The 15,946-nt window shown below is 60.5% G+C and carries 15 protein-coding genes; 6 read left to right on the forward strand and 9 right to left on the reverse strand.

What is annotated here, in order from left to right:
• Window positions 1–101 precede the first annotated feature (101 nt).
• The 3 genes from pseB to pseF are packed head-to-tail and all read left to right on the forward strand — an operon-like array spanning window position 102 to window position 2,943.
• A complete protein-coding gene (gene pseB / locus WEB61_RS04615) occupies window positions 102–1,103 on the forward strand; it encodes a UDP-N-acetylglucosamine 4,6-dehydratase (inverting) (RefSeq protein ID WP_368063154.1) in 1,002 nt (333 codons plus the stop codon).
• On the forward strand, window positions 1,100–2,260 hold the full coding sequence (gene pseC, locus WEB61_RS04620) for a UDP-4-amino-4,6-dideoxy-N-acetyl-beta-L-altrosamine transaminase (RefSeq protein ID WP_368063155.1): 1,161 nt from the start codon (window positions 1,100–1,102) through the stop codon (window positions 2,258–2,260). Before pseB ends, pseC begins: the two co-directional genes overlap by 4 nt.
• The gene (gene pseF / locus WEB61_RS04625; protein ID WP_368063156.1) at window positions 2,257–2,943 is read left to right on the forward strand and encodes a pseudaminic acid cytidylyltransferase; all 687 of its coding nucleotides are present in this window, start codon (window positions 2,257–2,259) and stop codon (window positions 2,941–2,943) included. Before pseC ends, pseF begins: the two co-directional genes overlap by 4 nt.
• Here pseF and WEB61_RS04630 read toward each other — a convergent pair.
• From WEB61_RS04630 to WEB61_RS04650, 5 genes are read right to left on the reverse strand one after another with little or no spacing between them, the layout of a single operon-like run.
• Window positions 2,938–3,624: an HAD family hydrolase gene (locus tag WEB61_RS04630; RefSeq protein WP_368063157.1), complete on the reverse strand. Its 687-nt coding sequence runs from the start codon at window positions 3,622–3,624 to the stop codon at window positions 2,938–2,940. The genes pseF and WEB61_RS04630 overlap by 6 nt on opposite strands.
• Window positions 3,608–5,524: an NAD-dependent epimerase/dehydratase family protein gene (locus WEB61_RS04635; RefSeq protein ID WP_368063158.1), complete on the reverse strand. Its 1,917-nt coding sequence runs from the start codon at window positions 5,522–5,524 to the stop codon at window positions 3,608–3,610. The genes WEB61_RS04630 and WEB61_RS04635 overlap by 17 nt, the downstream gene beginning before the upstream one ends.
• 17 nt (window positions 5,525–5,541) lie before the next feature.
• Window positions 5,542–6,117 carry a GNAT family N-acetyltransferase gene (locus WEB61_RS04640; RefSeq protein WP_368063159.1) on the reverse strand — a complete coding sequence of 192 codons (576 nt, stop codon included), beginning with the start codon at window positions 6,115–6,117 and terminating at the stop codon, window positions 5,542–5,544.
• Between the two features lie 15 nt (window positions 6,118–6,132).
• Window positions 6,133–6,888 carry a TylF/MycF/NovP-related O-methyltransferase gene (locus tag WEB61_RS04645; protein WP_368063160.1) on the reverse strand — a complete coding sequence of 252 codons (756 nt, stop codon included), beginning with the start codon at window positions 6,886–6,888 and terminating at the stop codon, window positions 6,133–6,135.
• Between the two features lie 14 nt (window positions 6,889–6,902).
• The gene (locus WEB61_RS04650) at window positions 6,903–7,784 is read right to left on the reverse strand and encodes a class I SAM-dependent methyltransferase (RefSeq protein ID WP_368063161.1); all 882 of its coding nucleotides are present in this window, start codon (window positions 7,782–7,784) and stop codon (window positions 6,903–6,905) included.
• A 222-nt stretch (window positions 7,785–8,006) separates the two neighbouring features.
• On the opposite strand from WEB61_RS04650, the gene pseI reads away from it, so the two are divergent.
• A complete protein-coding gene (gene pseI / locus WEB61_RS04655; protein ID WP_368063162.1) occupies window positions 8,007–9,050 on the forward strand; it encodes a pseudaminic acid synthase in 1,044 nt (347 codons plus the stop codon).
• A 6-nt stretch (window positions 9,051–9,056) separates the two neighbouring features.
• Complete coding sequence (locus WEB61_RS04660; protein ID WP_368063163.1) at window positions 9,057–10,772, forward strand: hypothetical protein; 1,716 nt, start codon at window positions 9,057–9,059, stop codon at window positions 10,770–10,772.
• A 24-nt stretch (window positions 10,773–10,796) separates the two neighbouring features.
• Here the strand turns inward: WEB61_RS04660 and WEB61_RS04665 are convergent, their stop codons facing one another.
• Window positions 10,797–11,693, reverse strand: coding sequence for a class I SAM-dependent methyltransferase (locus WEB61_RS04665; RefSeq protein ID WP_368063164.1), 897 nt, complete (start codon window positions 11,691–11,693; stop codon window positions 10,797–10,799).
• A gap of 255 nt (window positions 11,694–11,948) precedes the next feature.
• Here WEB61_RS04665 and WEB61_RS04670 point away from each other — a divergent pair, with 255 nt between their 5' ends.
• On the forward strand, window positions 11,949–12,908 hold the full coding sequence (locus WEB61_RS04670; RefSeq protein ID WP_368063165.1) for a glycosyltransferase family 2 protein: 960 nt from the start codon (window positions 11,949–11,951) through the stop codon (window positions 12,906–12,908).
• Here WEB61_RS04670 and WEB61_RS04675 read toward each other — a convergent pair.
• The 3 genes from WEB61_RS04675 to WEB61_RS04685 all read right to left on the reverse strand — a co-directional run.
• Window positions 12,857–14,191 carry an O-antigen ligase family protein gene (locus WEB61_RS04675; protein ID WP_368063166.1) on the reverse strand — a complete coding sequence of 445 codons (1,335 nt, stop codon included), beginning with the start codon at window positions 14,189–14,191 and terminating at the stop codon, window positions 12,857–12,859. The two genes, WEB61_RS04670 and WEB61_RS04675, sit on opposite strands and share 52 nt — an antisense overlap.
• A gap of 98 nt (window positions 14,192–14,289) precedes the next feature.
• Window positions 14,290–15,165: a glycosyltransferase family 2 protein gene (locus WEB61_RS04680; RefSeq protein WP_368063167.1), complete on the reverse strand. Its 876-nt coding sequence runs from the start codon at window positions 15,163–15,165 to the stop codon at window positions 14,290–14,292.
• Window positions 15,162–15,946: WecB/TagA/CpsF family glycosyltransferase (locus WEB61_RS04685; RefSeq protein WP_368063168.1), on the reverse strand; the 785-nt coding region annotated here is incomplete at its 5' end. The genes WEB61_RS04680 and WEB61_RS04685, both read right to left, overlap by 4 nt.

Raw genomic sequence — 15,946 nt, forward strand, 5'->3', positions numbered from 1 at the left:
ATCCCTTTTTCGGGCGCACGCGCAAGGTCTGAATATGAAGATACTTCGGCGCCAAATGTTGGGCGCGTATGTTCAAGAATGTGGGCGGAAGGTTACTAGCGATGTTTGACGACAAATCGATCCTGATTACCGGCGGCACGGGATCTTTCGGCAAGAAATATACGAAGACCATTCTGGAGCGGTACAAGCCTCGGCGTGTCGTGATTTTCTCACGCGATGAGTTGAAGCAGTTCGAGATGAGCCATGAATTCAATGCGTCGCAGATGCGCTACTTTATTGGCGATGTGCGGGACAGCGAGCGGTTGCGCCAGGCGATGCAGGGCATTGATACCGTCATTCACGCCGCAGCGCTGAAGCAGGTGCCGGCAGCGGAATACAATCCCATGGAGTGCATCAAGACCAATATCCATGGCGCCGAGAACGTGATCAAGGCGGCGATCGAGAACAAGGTCAGCCGCGTCATGGCGCTCTCTACCGACAAGGCGGCGAATCCGATCAATCTCTATGGCGCCACGAAGCTGGCCTCGGACAAGCTTTTTGTCGCGGCGAACAACATGGTGGGTACGGGCCCGACCCGGTTCTCGGTCGTTCGCTATGGTAACGTGGTCGGCTCGCGCGGATCGGTCGTTCCGTTCTTTCGCAAGCTTATCGATGAAGGCGCAAGGGAGATTCCGGTTACGGACGAACGGATGACGCGTTTCTGGATCACGCTTCAGGAGGGGGTGGATTTCGTGCTCGTCAACCTCGAACGCATGCATGGCGGCGAGATATTCGTTCCCAAGATTCCGTCCGTGCGGATTGCAGATCTGGCGGAAGCGATGGCGCCGGGAGTACCGATCAAAATCGTCGGTATCCGGCCGGGAGAAAAACTCCACGAAGTCATGTGTCCCGCCGACGATTCTCATCTCACCGTCGAATTCGACGATCACTATGTCATTCGTCCGACGATCAAGTTTTATACCGGCGATGCGGATTATTTGAAGAACAGGCGGGGTGAGCGTGGAGAACCGGTGGCGCAGGGCTTCGAATATAATTCGGGCACCAACCGGCGCTTCCTGACAGCGGATGAGATCAAGGCTTATAACGGTCGGGCGGATGCATGATTCCCTATGGTCGGCAAAGTATCGAAGAGGAAGACATTCGGGCCGTCGTGGAAACGCTGGCCTCGGACTGGCTGACGCAGGGCCCTGCCGTTCCGCGATTTGAGGCCGCGCTTTGTGCCGCAACAGGGGCAGCACACGCCGTCGCCGTCAATAGCGCGACATCGGCGCTCCATGTGGCCTGTCTGGCACTGGGTCTCGGCCCCGGAGACGTCGCATGGACGGTTCCCAATACATTTGTCGCTTCGGCCAATTGCGCGCTCTATTGCGGCGCGCAGGTCGATTTCGTGGATATCGACCCCGAAACCTACAATCTCGATATTGGCGCGCTTGAAACAAAGCTCGTCGCGGCCGAAACGGCCGGCCGTCTTCCCAAGGTGCTGATCCCGGTGCATTTCGGCGGCTTGTCCTGCGACATGAAGGAAATTGCGGCGCTGGCGGCGCGCTACGGCTTTCGCGTCATCGAGGATGCTTCGCATGCGATCGGCGGGACGTACGAAGGCAGGCCTGTCGGCGATTGCCGCTACTCGGACATTTGCGTGTTCAGCTTCCACCCGGTCAAGATCGTGACGACGGGCGAAGGCGGTGCGGCGCTGACCAACGACCCGGCGCTTGCGGAGGCGATGCGCCTGCTGCGTTCGCACGGCATCACGCGCGATCCGCAGGCGATGAGCGGCGAAGAGAAAGGCCCGTGGGTCTACGAACAGCAGATGCTGGGGTTCAACTACCGGATGACGGATATCGCCGCCGCCCTGGGTGCAAGCCAGATGCGGCGGCTCGACAGCTTTGTCGCAAAGCGCACGGCGCTCGCCGATCGCTACGATGCGCTGCTCGGCAACCTGCCGGTTGCCCGCCCGCTCCGCCGATCCGACCGAAATTCCGCCTGGCATCTCTATGTGATCGGGCTCGGCGACGGAAAGGATAGCGGCGCCCTGCGGGCTGGGGTTTTTGAGCACATGCGCGCGGCCGGCGTGGGTGTCAATGTGCATTACATCCCGGTTCACTGGCAGCCCTACTATCGCTCGCTCGGCTTCCGCCGCGGCGATTTTCCCGGTGCAGAGCAATTCTATGCCTGCGCCCTGACGCTGCCGCTTTTTCCCGATCTCTCGTATGATGATCAGGAGAAAGTCGTTGCGACGCTCAGTGAGGTTCTTGCATGATCATCGCAGTCATTCCGGCACGCGGCGGCAGCAAGCGTATTCCAGGCAAGAACATCCGGCCTTTCGCGGGTAAGCCGATCATCGCCTGGTCGATCGAGGCAGCGCGGGACTCCGGGCTTTTCGATCGTGTCATCGTCTCGACCGACGACGAGAAGATTGCCGAAGTGGCGCGGGAATGGGGTGCGGAAGCACCATTTGTGCGCCCGGCAGCACTATCGGACGACATGACGGGCACGATGCCTGTTGTACTTCATGCGGCGGAATGGATGGCCGAGCATGATCGACCGGCGGACTATGTTTGCTGCATTTATGCGACGGCGCCTTTTGTTACGTCCGAGGCGCTTCGACGCGGTTTCGAGACAATTAAGAAATCCGGTGCGGCTTTTGCACTGGCGGTGACGAGTTTCTCTTTCCCTGTTCAACGTGCGTTCAGTATTACCCCGCAAGGACAGCTTGCTCCGATGGACGCGGAGGCCATCGAAAAGCGCTCGCAGGATCTCGAGGAAGCCTGGCACGATGCAGGCCAATTCTTCTGGGCCCTGCCGCCGGCCCTTGCCGACGGGTTACGAGGCGCGTTGCGCGACGCCGTCCCTGTGCGTTTGCCGCGCCACGAGGTGCAGGATATCGACACGGAAGAGGACTGGCAGCGCGCAGAAGCGATGTTCCGGGCACAGCGTCTATAGGGACTCCTCCCCGTCAGAAGACAGATGCGGCAGGATTTCCCGAAGGTGGCCCAGATGTTCAATGTGGTGCGCTGCGTCGTATCCAGGAGCTGCTTTCACATTTCGATGCTCGCCGGTCAGCACACGGACCGTATGCGCTCCGCGCGCGTTCAGCGTTACGAAGTCTTTAGCCGGATTGTCGCCGACATAGACGAGATCTCTCCAATCACTCCCTTCAGTCGCGAGGATGCGCTCAAAGCAATAGGCAGAGGGTTTGGCGCGATGGCGGCCGAAGCGGTGGGTGATGAATACTCTCCGAAAAAAGGGTGTGATGCCGAGCGCTTCCACCTTGATCTGTTGTACGATCTTGTGACCATCTGTCACGAGGTAGAGCGGCAAGTCCGACAGCAAGGGCAAGAGCGCTGCGGCATGTGGGTCGAGAGCAAGCCGCGGGCGGTGATGGCGATAGTGCCGGACACATTCGGCAATGAGGCGGTTGCTGCGATGTCCGTGCGATTGCAGCCAGCGGTCGAAGATGGCACCGCGACCCTCGCGCTCGAGGATGTCGAGCATGAAGCGGAAGGAGGTCTCGCTATCCCAGCCGAAACGCTCCTCGCCAAGAGCGGCGACGGCGCGCAGGCCACTTTCGACATAGCTCCGCTCGCAATACAGCGTGTCGTCGAGATCAAAAGCCAGAATCATGAAGATAAATATCGTGGGGGAGGCGTATCTGCCGCAGCTCGCCTCCAATCCTGTGAAAGGGGTAATCCGCCACGTTCGCTCCACAGCTTTCGAGGAGGCTCCAGTAGAACATATCGAGTCCCGCTTCGATCGATGCGGTCGAGGCACCGCCGAAGCGGGTATTGCACTCGACGACATGAGGAGCGTCGTGACTGTCGAGTATGATCTGCAGCACAGCCGGTCCCCGCAGATTGAGCGCTTCGAGAACGCGTTGTGCTTCGGCCTCGATCGCGGGATCGCGAAAGGTCGTCGTCACTTGCGACTCCCCGTCGATCACGCGGTTGCGGTGCCGCAGGACCAGACCCTTCACGCGATATGTGCGGTCCATCCAGGCATCTACGCTGATTTCACGCCCATGGATGAAGGGTTGATAGAGAGGCTCTGCGAGCGTCGCGCCGTGCGCCAGGGCCGGCTCGCGGGCAAGATCGAGGCCGATGGCGCGCGCGCCAGCGCCGAAGCGCTCCTTGACGACAAAGGGACCGGACCCAAGTTCGTCGGGATGGAGCGCAGCCGGAATAAAGGGAAGGCCGTGTGCAGCGCCGAAGCGAGCGAAGGCGAGCTTGTCGAGACAGGTCTCGACGGTTTCAATCGGGGAAACGACGATGTCGATGCCTGCTGCCTCGAAGCGGGCGCGGTGACGTGCCCAGAAAGCAAGCTCGCCGTCGCGTGTCGGCACCACGACGCCTATGCCCCGTGCCCTGCAACCCTGAAGGATCTCTTCGAGCACCTCTTCGCCGATCCGCGGCATGGGCCAGAAATCATCTGCAACATGACGCGCCAGCGCGCCTTCGTCGAGGTCGCCCGCAACGACCCGAATTGCCGGATCGAGCTTCGCTGCCGCGCGGCGCAACGCGCGAACGAGAGGGGCCTTTCGTGCGGCGCTGCTGACGAGGAGATGAGCCGTCGAAATTTTCGATTTTGCAGCGTCGCGCTTCGCGCGCTCATAGGCAATCATTTCCGGGATTGCGCTTTCGAGATCGTATTGGGGCGTCCAGCCGAGTGCCGCCCGGCAGGCCGTCATATCCGCCTGGGAGGCTTCAAAAGGGATGTCGGCGGGCACCGTCTCCGCCTGCATGGCCGGAAAATGCGTACGCAGGATATCGACGATATCCTGCACGCGGCGCGCGCGTTCTGTTCCGAGATTGACGATACCCGACAGCGTCTCCGTATCTGCCATGCGGATAAGACCTTCGGCGGTATCGCGCGCATAGACGTAGTCGAAAAGCCCTTCCGGACGGTAAACGGAGATCGTTTCACCGGCAAGCAACGCCCGAATCCATCGCGAGATGACGTCGCGCGAGTTCCGTCCATAACCGCGGAATATACGTGCACAGACCGAAGAAAAGCCCAGTTCGCCGAACTCGCTCAGAAAGCGAAGCTCGACTTCATGGGCGAGCTTTGCCATGCCGGTGAGATTGCGCGGCATGATCGGGACGTCCTCGCGGAGCGATACTGGCGATGCTTGCGGCGTATTGAACAGGTAGCGCGCCTGGTCGTAGATGAGATAGCTCGAAGCAAAAACGACACGTCGAAGGCTAGGGAGATCCTTCACGAGCGTCATCAGACGATGGCTGAGATGCAGATTGTGATGGAAGTTCTCCGCCCAAAAGCCATAGCTCTCACTGGAGCGCTCGAAGGTTGCGGCAAGATGGATGAAGACCTCCGGTGCGAAAGCGGACATCTCAGCTGACGTCATCTCGTTGAGATCGCCCTGCCGGTAGCGTACGGACGGCGCGAAGGAGATGGGGCGAGATTTCAGATCTCCGACAAGAACATCTGCACCACGCTCGACAAGTTTCGGGATCATTTCCAGCCCGATTACACCCGCGCCACCGCTTACGAAAACCCGTTTGTCTTTCATTCGCTACCTGATCTCGCCTACCGACGAAGACAGCCATGGATCAGCGCATCCACAGGCTTTCCTTCAATTATCACATGATCCCGCATGATGCCCTCGCGGTCAAAACCGTTGGCTTCGAGGATCGAGATATGATGCGTACGCATTGCATAGGTTTCGGTAAAGAGGCGATGAAAATCGAGATATTCAAAGGCCAGATTCTTCATAAGGTCGAGAAAGACGCTGAAACAGCGCCCATAAGCTTCTTCGTCCTGGGCGACATCGGGACGCAGCAGGAAGGAAAGTTCGGCTCTCTTATGAGCCCATGCGATATGCACCAGCCCACCATACCCAAGGGCGCTTTCCCCTTCCTCCAGAACGAGCAAGATGTTGGCCGGGCGCTCGAGCGCCATGGCCGGCCAGACATGAGCTGCGTAGTAAGCCTCCTGCTCTTCGGGTGCGATGGGCACTTCCTGGCGCAGAACATCCATCTGTGCGTTGCGCCACAGGCGGATATTTTCGATGTGACCGGGCTGAACCGCACGCATGCGAAAAGTCTGCGTGCGCAACTCGGACCTGGGCATGCAGCGATAGGTGAGAGACGCGCCATCGTTCATGACGTGCCTGCCGGATCAGTCGAGCACGACATATGAAACGAGCGGATTGGAAGGGTCGCGCCTGATAGCGTATCGTGAAAGCCCGAGAACCTCGCGCAGCGCCTGCGTCTCGCCTGGAAACTCCGGGCAGTTTAGCTCGTCGAAGGCCAGCACGGTGCCCTTGGTCACGTAAGGCAGAATGGCTTCCAGGCAATCATGCGTCGGCTTGTAGAGGTCGAAATCGAAATAGGCGAGCGCAATCACTGTTTCGGGGTGCGCCTTCAGGAAGGCCGGCAGTGTTACGCTCGCATCACCCTCGACAAGTTCGAACTTTTTCTTGTGAGCGATCGGTGCATTCTGCTCGTGAAAGGCGAGAATGCTTTCGAGTTCCTTGCGCCAGCCGGGGCTTACCGCGTAATCGCCGGCCGCGACAGCCGCACCATCTTCCGCCGTGACGGCCGGAAAGCCCGCGAATGTATCGAAACCGACGATCCGGCGGTTGTAGTTGAAGGGTTCGTGAATGCCACGCAATACAGAGAATAATGCCAGATTCTGGCCCCAGCGCACCCCGAACTCCATGACGATGCCATGCACCGGCACGATCATCTCGTAGATTTTCTGCATGAAATTTATACGCGAAAGCGACTGGCGGGTGAGATAGAGGCCAAGGTTGTCCAACAACTCGCGATCGGGAATCGAGGCGCCTCGGAGCTGCGTGGCAAGCCGGTCCTTGCTGGAAGCCTCGACGGCGGTCGAGCCGCTTAATGTGGTAATTCCACGCCCCGTCTTCATAGCGTCCCCTCTTCTCAGGCCGGCGTCAAAAAAGCGGTCAGCGACCGTCCAAGGCCAACATGCGCCAAAGCGCGATAAAATTCATTAACCCGCTCGTGTCCGAACTCGCCCAGCAGAAGCTCGAAGCCGATGCGGGCGCGATGTGCTGCAGGCCCTTTCGAGCGGTCCTTCACATAGTTGGAACCTTCATGCATAAGAAAGAAGTCGATCGGAAAGTCGCCGACAATGTCCCGACAGGACCAGCCTGTCGCCTCCGCCGTCTGCCTCAGGTTTTCAAGAGTAAAATAGGCGAGGTGGTCCGGCAACGCGATCCAGAAGCGTTCCTGAATCTCGCCCTGTCGAAACAGGGATTCCTGATAGGCACTGCCGTCATTGGGAACGGTGACAACCAAAACGCCAGCGGGTGAAACGAGTGAGCGCAGATCGGTGAGCAGGGCTACCGGGTCGAGTACATGTTCGAGAACATGGGTAAGCCAAACGAGGTCGAAACGCCGACCTTCCGTTATTCGCTGCCGCAACCGTTCGAAGACATCGCCGGCCTCGACATGAGGCAGCATGCCGGGATGCATGCTCTCGACCCCGGCGACGCTGTGATCGAGTCCTTCCACCTGCCAGCCTCGTTCCTGGAACCAGGCCAAGGCGAAGCCTTCGCCGCAGCCGACATCGAGCATGGTTCCAGGCCCCTGCCCGGCACGAAGCTCCATCACCAGCGCAGCTTTCTGCGCGATCTTCAGGTTCAGGTAATCCCGTTCTGCCTGCGGATAGCTTTTGCGATAGTTGCCCCGTTCGGCCTGATAGTACTGCTCCGCATAGTAGCGCTGCAATTCCTCCGGCGTGGGCTTTTCCGCCGCTTCCAGAAAGCCCAGCCGATGCCGTCTGAGACGGGAGTCGTTCATCCGAACGGCCTTTCTCGTTATGCGGGCACCGCCCGCATCGCGGCCCGGACCGATCGGGACGGCGCCAGCGTCGCTCCGGATATCCAACAATAAAGTGCAGGCGATAGTATGGCATAATGCGATGCGGGCGATTAGGCTGCAATGGAATTGTGATAATCCGCGTTCGTGCCGGACGGCGTTCCAACGCCGAGGCAAGGCGCTCATCTATGGCCGGTTCCAAGCATGTTGATTGCCAATATCCCCGTCGGCGCTGGGCATCCACCTTTCATCATCGCCGAAATGTCCGGCAACCATAATCAATCGCTCGAGCGCGCTCTCGCGATCGTCGATGCGGCGGCGGAAGCCGGGGCCCACGCGCTCAAGCTGCAGACCTATACCGCGGATACGATGACGCTCGACATCGGAGAGGGCGACTTCTTCGTCGACGACCCGAAGAGCATATGGAAGGGACAATCGCTGCACGCGCTCTACCAGAAGGCCTACACGCCGTGGGAGTGGCACCAGCCCATCTTCGAACATGCAAGGAAGCGGGGCATGGTCGCCTTCAGCTCGCCTTTCGACGAGAGCGCTGTCGATTTTCTCGAAAGTCTGGATGCACCCTGTTACAAGATCGCTTCTTACGAAAATACGGACTTGCCGTTGATCCGCAGGGCAGCGGCAACCGGGCGTCCGCTCATCATCTCGACGGGCATGGCCAGTGTCAGCGAGCTTGGCGAAGCGGTGCAAACGGCGCGCAGCGCGGGATGCCGCGATATCGTGCTTCTCAAATGCACAAGCACGTATCCGGCGACACCCGAAAACACCAATATTCTGACGATCCCTCACATGCGCGACCTTTTCGGCTGCGAAGTGGGGCTTTCCGACCACACAATGGGAGTGGGCGTCGCAGTCGCAGCGGTTGCGCTAGGTGCATCGGTCGTCGAGAAGCATTTTACGCTGGCGCGGGCCGATGGCGGCGTCGACTCCTCCTTTTCCCTGGAACCGGCTGAGCTTGCCGCACTGGTGACAGAGACCGAGAGGGCGGCCCTGGCGCTTGGACAAGTGCGTTACGGGCCGACTGAAGCCGAAGAAAGTTCGGTTACACAGCGCCGTTCGCTCTATATCGGCGCCGACATGAAGGCGGGCGATGTGCTGACGAAGGACAATCTCCGCCGCATCCGCCCCGGTCTCGGTCTGCCGCCCAAATATTACGACATGTTGCTGGGCCGGAAAGTCGCGCGCGACGTTGCAAAGGGCACACCGGTCAGCTGGGATTTCATCGGGTGACGGGCAATGCCTAGCCCTCTGCCTTCTTCCAGCAATGAAGTGTCGAGCCCCTCATGGTCCATCGACATTTTCTCCGTAGAAAACGGAGCCGAACTCGAATTGCTGGCTCGGTCGGGCAACTGGCAGGTTCTGGAGTCATCACTTCCGATTTCAATCATTGAAGAGCTGTCCGAAAACGACGTTTGGTTCAGGACGCTCGGCTCTTCCACGGCGTTGCAGAAATTCACATGGCGCGCCGCCAGGATCGTGGCGGGCCGTTATGCCGAAACCTGGCGGGTGCCGCCCGCGGTGCTGGCTGAGGCGCTTTTCTTTCCGCTCTGGCCCGAAATCTGTGTGCTTCTTGCTTGCCGCCGTGTGGCGCGTCACCTTGCTGCGCAGATGCGGCCCAGGTTTCTCGTTCCACTGCCCTCGGCCGATGTCGTTTGTTTCAGCCAGTGGGGTGTCAATGGGGCGGCGGGCCTGTTTCTGGCATATGAGCTGCAAAGGCGCGGGGCGGAGGTCGCTTTCGTTCGCGTCGGTTCGGAACGGCCGGGCAAGGCCGATCTCACCTTCCACCCGTCACGCGCGATCAAGCCGCTGGTGCGGCTCTGGCCGTTCGGAGCGGGCCGGATCTCGCCCGTTTTGATTTGCGAGGCGGGCATTCGGCGACCGGATGCCGCGCCGCCCGCTGCGCGAACAGCGGGGCGATTGCGACAACACAATGTCATGCGTCGCGTCTGGCTGGGCGACGCCCTTTTCAACCCCTGGGCGCGACCGCGACAAAGGCCGCTTTCGATACGTTTTGAACGCGTCGCAGAGGAGGGACGCTTCATGCGCTATCGAGGCGCCTTCCCCCAGGCATTCGCGCTGCGTGTTTTGGAGGCTTTCTGGGCCGGACCTGTGAAAGATGGCTGGGCCAACGCGGTGAGGCTTGTCGAGCGTCGCAAGACCGTCGAGGTATTTGTCTGCGACCATCATTTTTTTGAAAGCGCGCTTGTTGCAGGGGCGGTCAAGGCCTGCGGCGGAACGGTGACGCTACTGCCTCACTCAACAAATCCGCTGCACCGGACGTTCCGGTCCGCTTCTTCGTTCGACGCGGCGGTCGCGACGACGCGGCTTGGTGCCGCGCAATGGTCGGCGGCATTTCCGGACAAGAAAGTTTCCGTGCGACCGACCATGATGCTGCCGCCGATCGGACGAAAGGCGGCGTTTGACCCGATTTCGCCACTGACGATCGTGATTGTCGGCGGCGCAGAGATTCTTGGCGGGCTGCCCTGTATGAGGATAAAGTCGCACAAGGCAACCTACAGGCGGTTTCTTGCCGTGCCGGAGGCCGTCCGGCGGAAGGTGAACGTTGTCTTCAAGCCAAAGCCGGGCTGGGAAGACGAGGCTTGGTTTGCCGGGGAAATGGCTGGTGCCGCTTCCGTTCCCGTCGCGGTCGAACGGCGGCCTATCCTCAAACTCGACCATCCGAATATGGTCTTTGTCTCCGTGACGGTGGCTTCATCCGCGCTTCTCGAAGGTGTCGCTCAAGGGATACCGGCCGTCATTGTTGCCGACCAGACAGCGGCACAATATGTGCCGGTCGAAGGTTCGCCGGTTGCCATGGTTCCGTCGTCCGGCATCTGGGCATACCTTGATGACCTTTCGCGGGAAGGTGCCTATGCAGCGCTGGTTGACGCGCAGATGGCGTGGCTGAGCGAAGAAATCTATGGCGAGGCGATTGGCGACGGTGCGCCATAGCATGAATATGCGGCGGCTTCGTACCTATGCTTCCGGCCGTCGCATGACGACGCAAAGGCCATGTACCATCGGGCTCGGCAGGCGCGGCGAAACGAAGCGCTCGAACCATTCCATGAAAGCTCGGGCCCCGGGGTCCATGTAGTGTCGTTTCAGTACATCCTTGTAGGCCGTGTAGCCTTCTCCACCCAGCGCGGCGGCGATGGCAGCATTGTTGACGAAGAATCCGGTGGGCAGTGCTTCGACGAGTTTGAGACCTGCGGCAGTCGCGGCAATGTGCATTTCCGCCTGACTCGCGGCCGCGTAGAACGCTCCCCTGTTCGCAATATCGGCCTCATCGTGGCAATAGCCGAAGCTTCCGACATCGATCGGCCCGGCGCGCCGCGAAAGCTCGACGTTCTCCGCATTGCAAAAATCAATGAAGAGATAGCCGCCGGGCCTCAGTTTGCGCCCCATTTCGACGATCACACGCGGCCAATCGGGAAAATGCGGCAAAACCCAGCGCGAGGCGATGCCATCGAAGCTGGAGTCCTCGAAAGGCATATTGAAAATATCGCCGACATGTAAGTCGATTTCGCGGCCATCCAGCCGCCCGCGCAACTGTTCCAACATGCTTGCGCTGATGTCCATGCCGGAAACCTTGAGGCCGGCGTCGTGCAGCGCGAAGGTGAGGACGCCCGTTCCACAGCCGACATCGAGAATGTGGTGTCCTTTTATTAGATGGGCCTTGATCTTTTCGACATAAAGCGTTGTCTGGACAAAATAGTGAAGATTCTCTGTATCGCCGACATTGACGACATAGCGGCTCGCTGCCTCGCCACTCTTCCATGCGTCCTTCTTGAAGTTTTCGATCCAATCCGGCCGGTTCGTCGGGACGGAGCGGAGACGACTCTTTAGACGTGTCAAGATATTGGAAATAGGCACGGATGTTTCCCCGTTCAAAAATCCTGCGGATGGATGCCGTTCGACTAATATCATCGCGCGGACGGGTGGACCAGCACGCTTCTTCGTCGTGGAGGTGTCCGCCGTGTGTTAACCTCTCTCCGCGCCGGGAGGTCGCAAAAATGCCGCAAAATGCGCCGGATGACTCCGATATCACCCGGCGATGTGGAGGCCATCCGGTGGCTCACCGCCAGTCGAGAAACGCCCGGCCGATCGACCGGGAGGCATGATCGTTTCATGAAACCGAAGCTTTCCATCCTGATCGTCAGCTATAATACGCGGGAGATGACGCTGGCCTGCCTGCGTTCGGTCCATGAGCAAGCGCAATCGGCCGATTTCGAGATTGTCCTTGTCGACAACGCCTCGGTGGATGGCTCGGCCGGGGCGGTGGCGGCGGCCTTTCCGCAAGTGCGCCTTCTGGCGGAGACGGAGAATCACGGTTTTGCCCGCGCCAACAATCTGGCCGCGAAAGTTGCGCGCGGCGACTATCTCCTGTTGCTCAATCCCGATACGCTGGTGCTCGATCAGGCGCTCGACAAGCTTGTTGCCTTTGCGGAGCAGAGGCCCGAAGCGGGGATATGGGGTGGGCGTACGCTGTTTGGCGACGGCTCGCTCAATCCCACTTCCTGCTGGCGCCGGCCGACGTTGTGGAGCCTGTTTTGCCGCGCGGCGGGCTTGAGTCTGCTTTTTCCGCGCAGCGAGGTCTTCAACCCGGAATCCTATGGCGGCTGGCGGCGCGACACGGTGCGGCATGTCGATATCGTCACCGGCTGTCTGTTTCTGATCCGTCGCGCGACATGGGAGCGGCTTGGCGGTTTTTCGTCCGACTTCTTCATGTATGGCGAGGAGACAGATCTCTGCCTCAGGGCGCGAGCGCTCGGCTGCCGACCGGCGATAACGCCCGATGCAACCATTTTGCATTACGGCGGCGCTTCCGAGAAAACGCGAGCCGGCAAGGTCGTCAAACTCTTTGCCGCCAAGATCGAGCTGATCCGGCGGCACTGGCCGGTTTGGCAAAGAGGGGCCGGCGTCTTCCTGATGGTGCTCTGGGCGCTGACGCGCCACGCCGGTTACGCTCTGCTGGCGCGGCTGACGCCGACAGTGCAACGGCGCGAGGAAGCGGCGGCGTGGGCTGAAGTCTGGCGTCAGCGCCGTGTCTGGCGGGCCGGGTATCGGTCCGGACGGGCAGCAGACTGACCCTTGTCGAGGGCGCCGCCTGCCACGGCGCCGCCGAGCCCCAGCATCAGCAGAAAGAGAATATGGGCCGTGCCCCAATAGTGCACGGTAAAGCCGACAAAAATCATCGCGAAGAGCGAAACCAATATAGCTTGCGCATAGTTCTGGCCTTGCACATCCAGCCCGGGACGCAACCTTGCGACACGGCGGAAAATGTCGACCGACGCATAACCGAGAAGCGCCACGGCGGGCAGCCCGTATGTCATCGCGACGAGAAGCCAGAAGGCATCGACCGAGCTGTTGACCATCCAGTCCACGCGTGCCCAGTCGCCATGGCCGATGCCGAAGATCGGATTGTCGATGACGTTCTCGATGCCGAAGGTCCAGATCAGTATGCGGTAATAGCCGGTCAATGGATCGAGGGCGGTGAGTTGTACCAGAACCTTCACCGCGCCGCGGTTCGAGGCAAATTCGAGGAAGATGCAAAGCGCGGCGAGGGCGACGAAAAACAGCGTCCAGCCATTGGGGATGCGGAAGCGGCGGCAGGCGCTGTGGTAGATGGCGAGGCCAAGCTGCAGCACGCCGCCAACCAGCGGTGCGGAGGAGAGTGTCGCGACCGTGCCGGCGGCAAGAATGCCGGTTCGCGCGAGCTGTCTTGTATAGCCGGTGGTCGTCAACCAGGCGAAAGACAGCATGACCATGGTGAACACGCCGGCATGGATCGGGTGCGCGAAGGGGCCGCCAGCGCGCACAAGGCCGAAACGGAGGCCTTTCTCGTCATACTCGACGGGATGGCCGCTCAACCAGGAGGTAAGTTCATAGACAAGGCGCCGGCCGGCCAGGATTTCGGCCAGCAGCACGAGCGAGACCGCCATCAGGCAGAGAATCATGAAATTGACAAACGAGACAATGGATTTGCGATCCTGCAAGCAGAGGCGGGCGGTGAGATAGCCGAACACCGTTTCGAAGGCGATGATGCCCCCCGATTCCAGGCCCTGCAGAAAGCCATGGTTGACGGACATGGCCAGCACCATCCATAGCGCCGTCAGCACGATCGCCACGTCGTAGCTCTTGAGCTGGACGCGGCCGCCAAGAAGCCTTGCCGTCACAAACGGCAGGATGACAATGAGCACGATTCTGTAGGCGCTGAGGCGAAAGGAGCCGATATCGACATAGAACTGGGCCGGTACGAAGAGGCTGAGTGTCAGCAGTGCCAGCGGCCATGCAACGGCGAGGCCGCCTTGCCGGACCTGCCGCAGGGGGGGCACCGAGTGGTTCTGGATTCTCACGTCGGCGACGGTCACGCTGTTGCTTTCCGGTTGAGTTGGAGGCAGCGGCTTCCCAGCATGCCCGTTTCGGCGAATATGACAGTTTTCAGAGTGCAGCGCATCGCTTCCATACCTTATGGTTGCCGTGCCCGCCACATCACGCGATGCGCCTCGACAAAGCGCCAAGCTCGGATGGCGAAGAGCGCGCCGATGGCCCTTGCCCGGTCGGCTGGCGCCTCAAGTTCGGGCGAGGTCAGCACCTTCCAGACATGAATGAAGGGTGACAGCAGCACCGCCCAGCTGCGCAGTATCCATTGCAGGCGACCCAGCGGGCGCTCGCACACCAGCAGATAGCTTTCGAGCGACATGCGGCGCCACTTCGCCTTGAGTTCGGCCCATGTCGTGCGCGCCGGGTGTTCGACGACCACATCGTGACCATAGGCCAGATTGAGGCCCATACTGCTGGCGCGGCGGCCCCATTCCACGTCTTCCGAGACGCCGCCCCGGAATCCACCCACCTTCTCGAAAGTCGGGCGGCGAACGAACATGTTGCCACTCGGCACAAAGCCTTTCTTCGTGACATAGGATTCGATGTCGAAGGCGAAGACGCATTCGAAGGCCTCCGCAGGCGTGAGTTTTCCCGCCATGCCGCGACCGACGCGCACGCGCCCACCCACGACATCGCAGGTCGCGAGCGCCGCAAGGCCCTTTTCGAGCCAGTCGGTGACCGGCCGGCAGTCTGAATCGACGAATGCCAGCACGTCGCCTTTTGCCGCCGCAGCGCCACAATTGCGAGCAAGGCCGGCGCCTTTGCGTGTTTCCCGCAGCACCCGCACGTTCCGGCCCGCCGCTGCAGCGACAGCATCGACGCCCGCCGGCGAATTATTGTCGACCACCAGAATCTCGAAGCTCCCGCGCGGCAGGCTTTGTGCTTCCAGCAACGCGATACATCGGTGCAGATTGCCGAGGTCGTTGTAGTGGGGAATGACGACGGAGACGCGCAATGTCATCGGCCTGCCCGCTGCCGCCGGTGGGCCCAGAGGAGGCGAACATAGGCCGAATTGGTCGTGTAGTAGCGGCGCCAGAGGCGGCGCGGCTCCTGCCAGATACGGAAGGCCCATTCGAGACCGGAGCGCTGCATCCATTGCGGCGCGCGCTTCACCTTGCCACCATAGACATCGAAACTTCCGCCAACACCCATCACGAAGGAGACGTCGAGTGCGTCCCGGTGGCGATGCAGGAACCGCTCCTTGCGCGGTGTCGGCATGGCGACAAACAGGCAATCGGCGCCGGTGGCATTAATCGTCTTCACGATGTCAGCTTCGAATTCGGGCGCGAAGTAGCCATCCTGACATCCGGCGATCTCAAGCGACGGAAATTCGGCAGCGAGGCGGCGGCATACCGATTCGAGGACATGCTGTTCGGCACCGAGCAGGAAGGGGTGGAATCCGCTTTGCGCGCAAAGCGCGAAGAGTCGTTCCATGATATCAATGCCAGCCACACGCTCCGGCACAGAAATGCCGAAGAGGCGAGCGCCCCATGCGACCCCCATGCCATCGATGTTGATCAGATCGGCCTCGGCGACGTCTCGCCGTAATTCGTCGTCGGTCTGCATGGTTACGAGCTTGGCGACATTAACGACCGTGTGATGCAGCGGCTTATGCTCTGTCATTGCATCAACGGCAAGGCTGAGCGTCTCCTCCATTGTCAGAAGATGCATGGGCGAACCGAGAAACATGACCCGCCGCGCCGCTATCAGCGGATGATCCCTCCATGCATGAGGACGACGCG

The organism is Parvibaculum sp. (assembly GCF_040882025.1).
Lineage (GTDB): Bacteria > Pseudomonadota > Alphaproteobacteria > Parvibaculales > Parvibaculaceae > Parvibaculum.

Coding starts and splice junctions, on each gene's coding strand:
- WEB61_RS04645 (WP_368063160.1), bottom strand. CDS start 6,888: ATGAAGACGGGGCGTGGAATTACCACATTAAGCGGCTCGACCGCCGTC.
- pseB (WP_368063154.1), top strand. CDS start 102: ATGTTTGACGACAAATCGATCCTGATTACCGGCGGCACGGGATCTTTC.
- WEB61_RS04640 (WP_368063159.1), bottom strand. CDS start 6,117: ATGAACGATGGCGCGTCTCTCACCTATCGCTGCATGCCCAGGTCCGAG.
- pseC (WP_368063155.1), top strand. CDS start 1,100: ATGATTCCCTATGGTCGGCAAAGTATCGAAGAGGAAGACATTCGGGCC.
- WEB61_RS04650 (WP_368063161.1), bottom strand. CDS start 7,784: ATGAACGACTCCCGTCTCAGACGGCATCGGCTGGGCTTTCTGGAAGCG.
- WEB61_RS04660 (WP_368063163.1), top strand. CDS start 9,057: ATGCCTAGCCCTCTGCCTTCTTCCAGCAATGAAGTGTCGAGCCCCTCA.
- pseI (WP_368063162.1), top strand. CDS start 8,007: ATGTTGATTGCCAATATCCCCGTCGGCGCTGGGCATCCACCTTTCATC.
- WEB61_RS04630 (WP_368063157.1), bottom strand. CDS start 3,624: ATGATTCTGGCTTTTGATCTCGACGACACGCTGTATTGCGAGCGGAGC.
- WEB61_RS04680 (WP_368063167.1), bottom strand. CDS start 15,165: ATGACATTGCGCGTCTCCGTCGTCATTCCCCACTACAACGACCTCGGC.
- pseF (WP_368063156.1), top strand. CDS start 2,257: ATGATCATCGCAGTCATTCCGGCACGCGGCGGCAGCAAGCGTATTCCA.
- WEB61_RS04635 (WP_368063158.1), bottom strand. CDS start 5,524: ATGAAAGACAAACGGGTTTTCGTAAGCGGTGGCGCGGGTGTAATCGGG.
- WEB61_RS04670 (WP_368063165.1), top strand. CDS start 11,949: ATGAAACCGAAGCTTTCCATCCTGATCGTCAGCTATAATACGCGGGAG.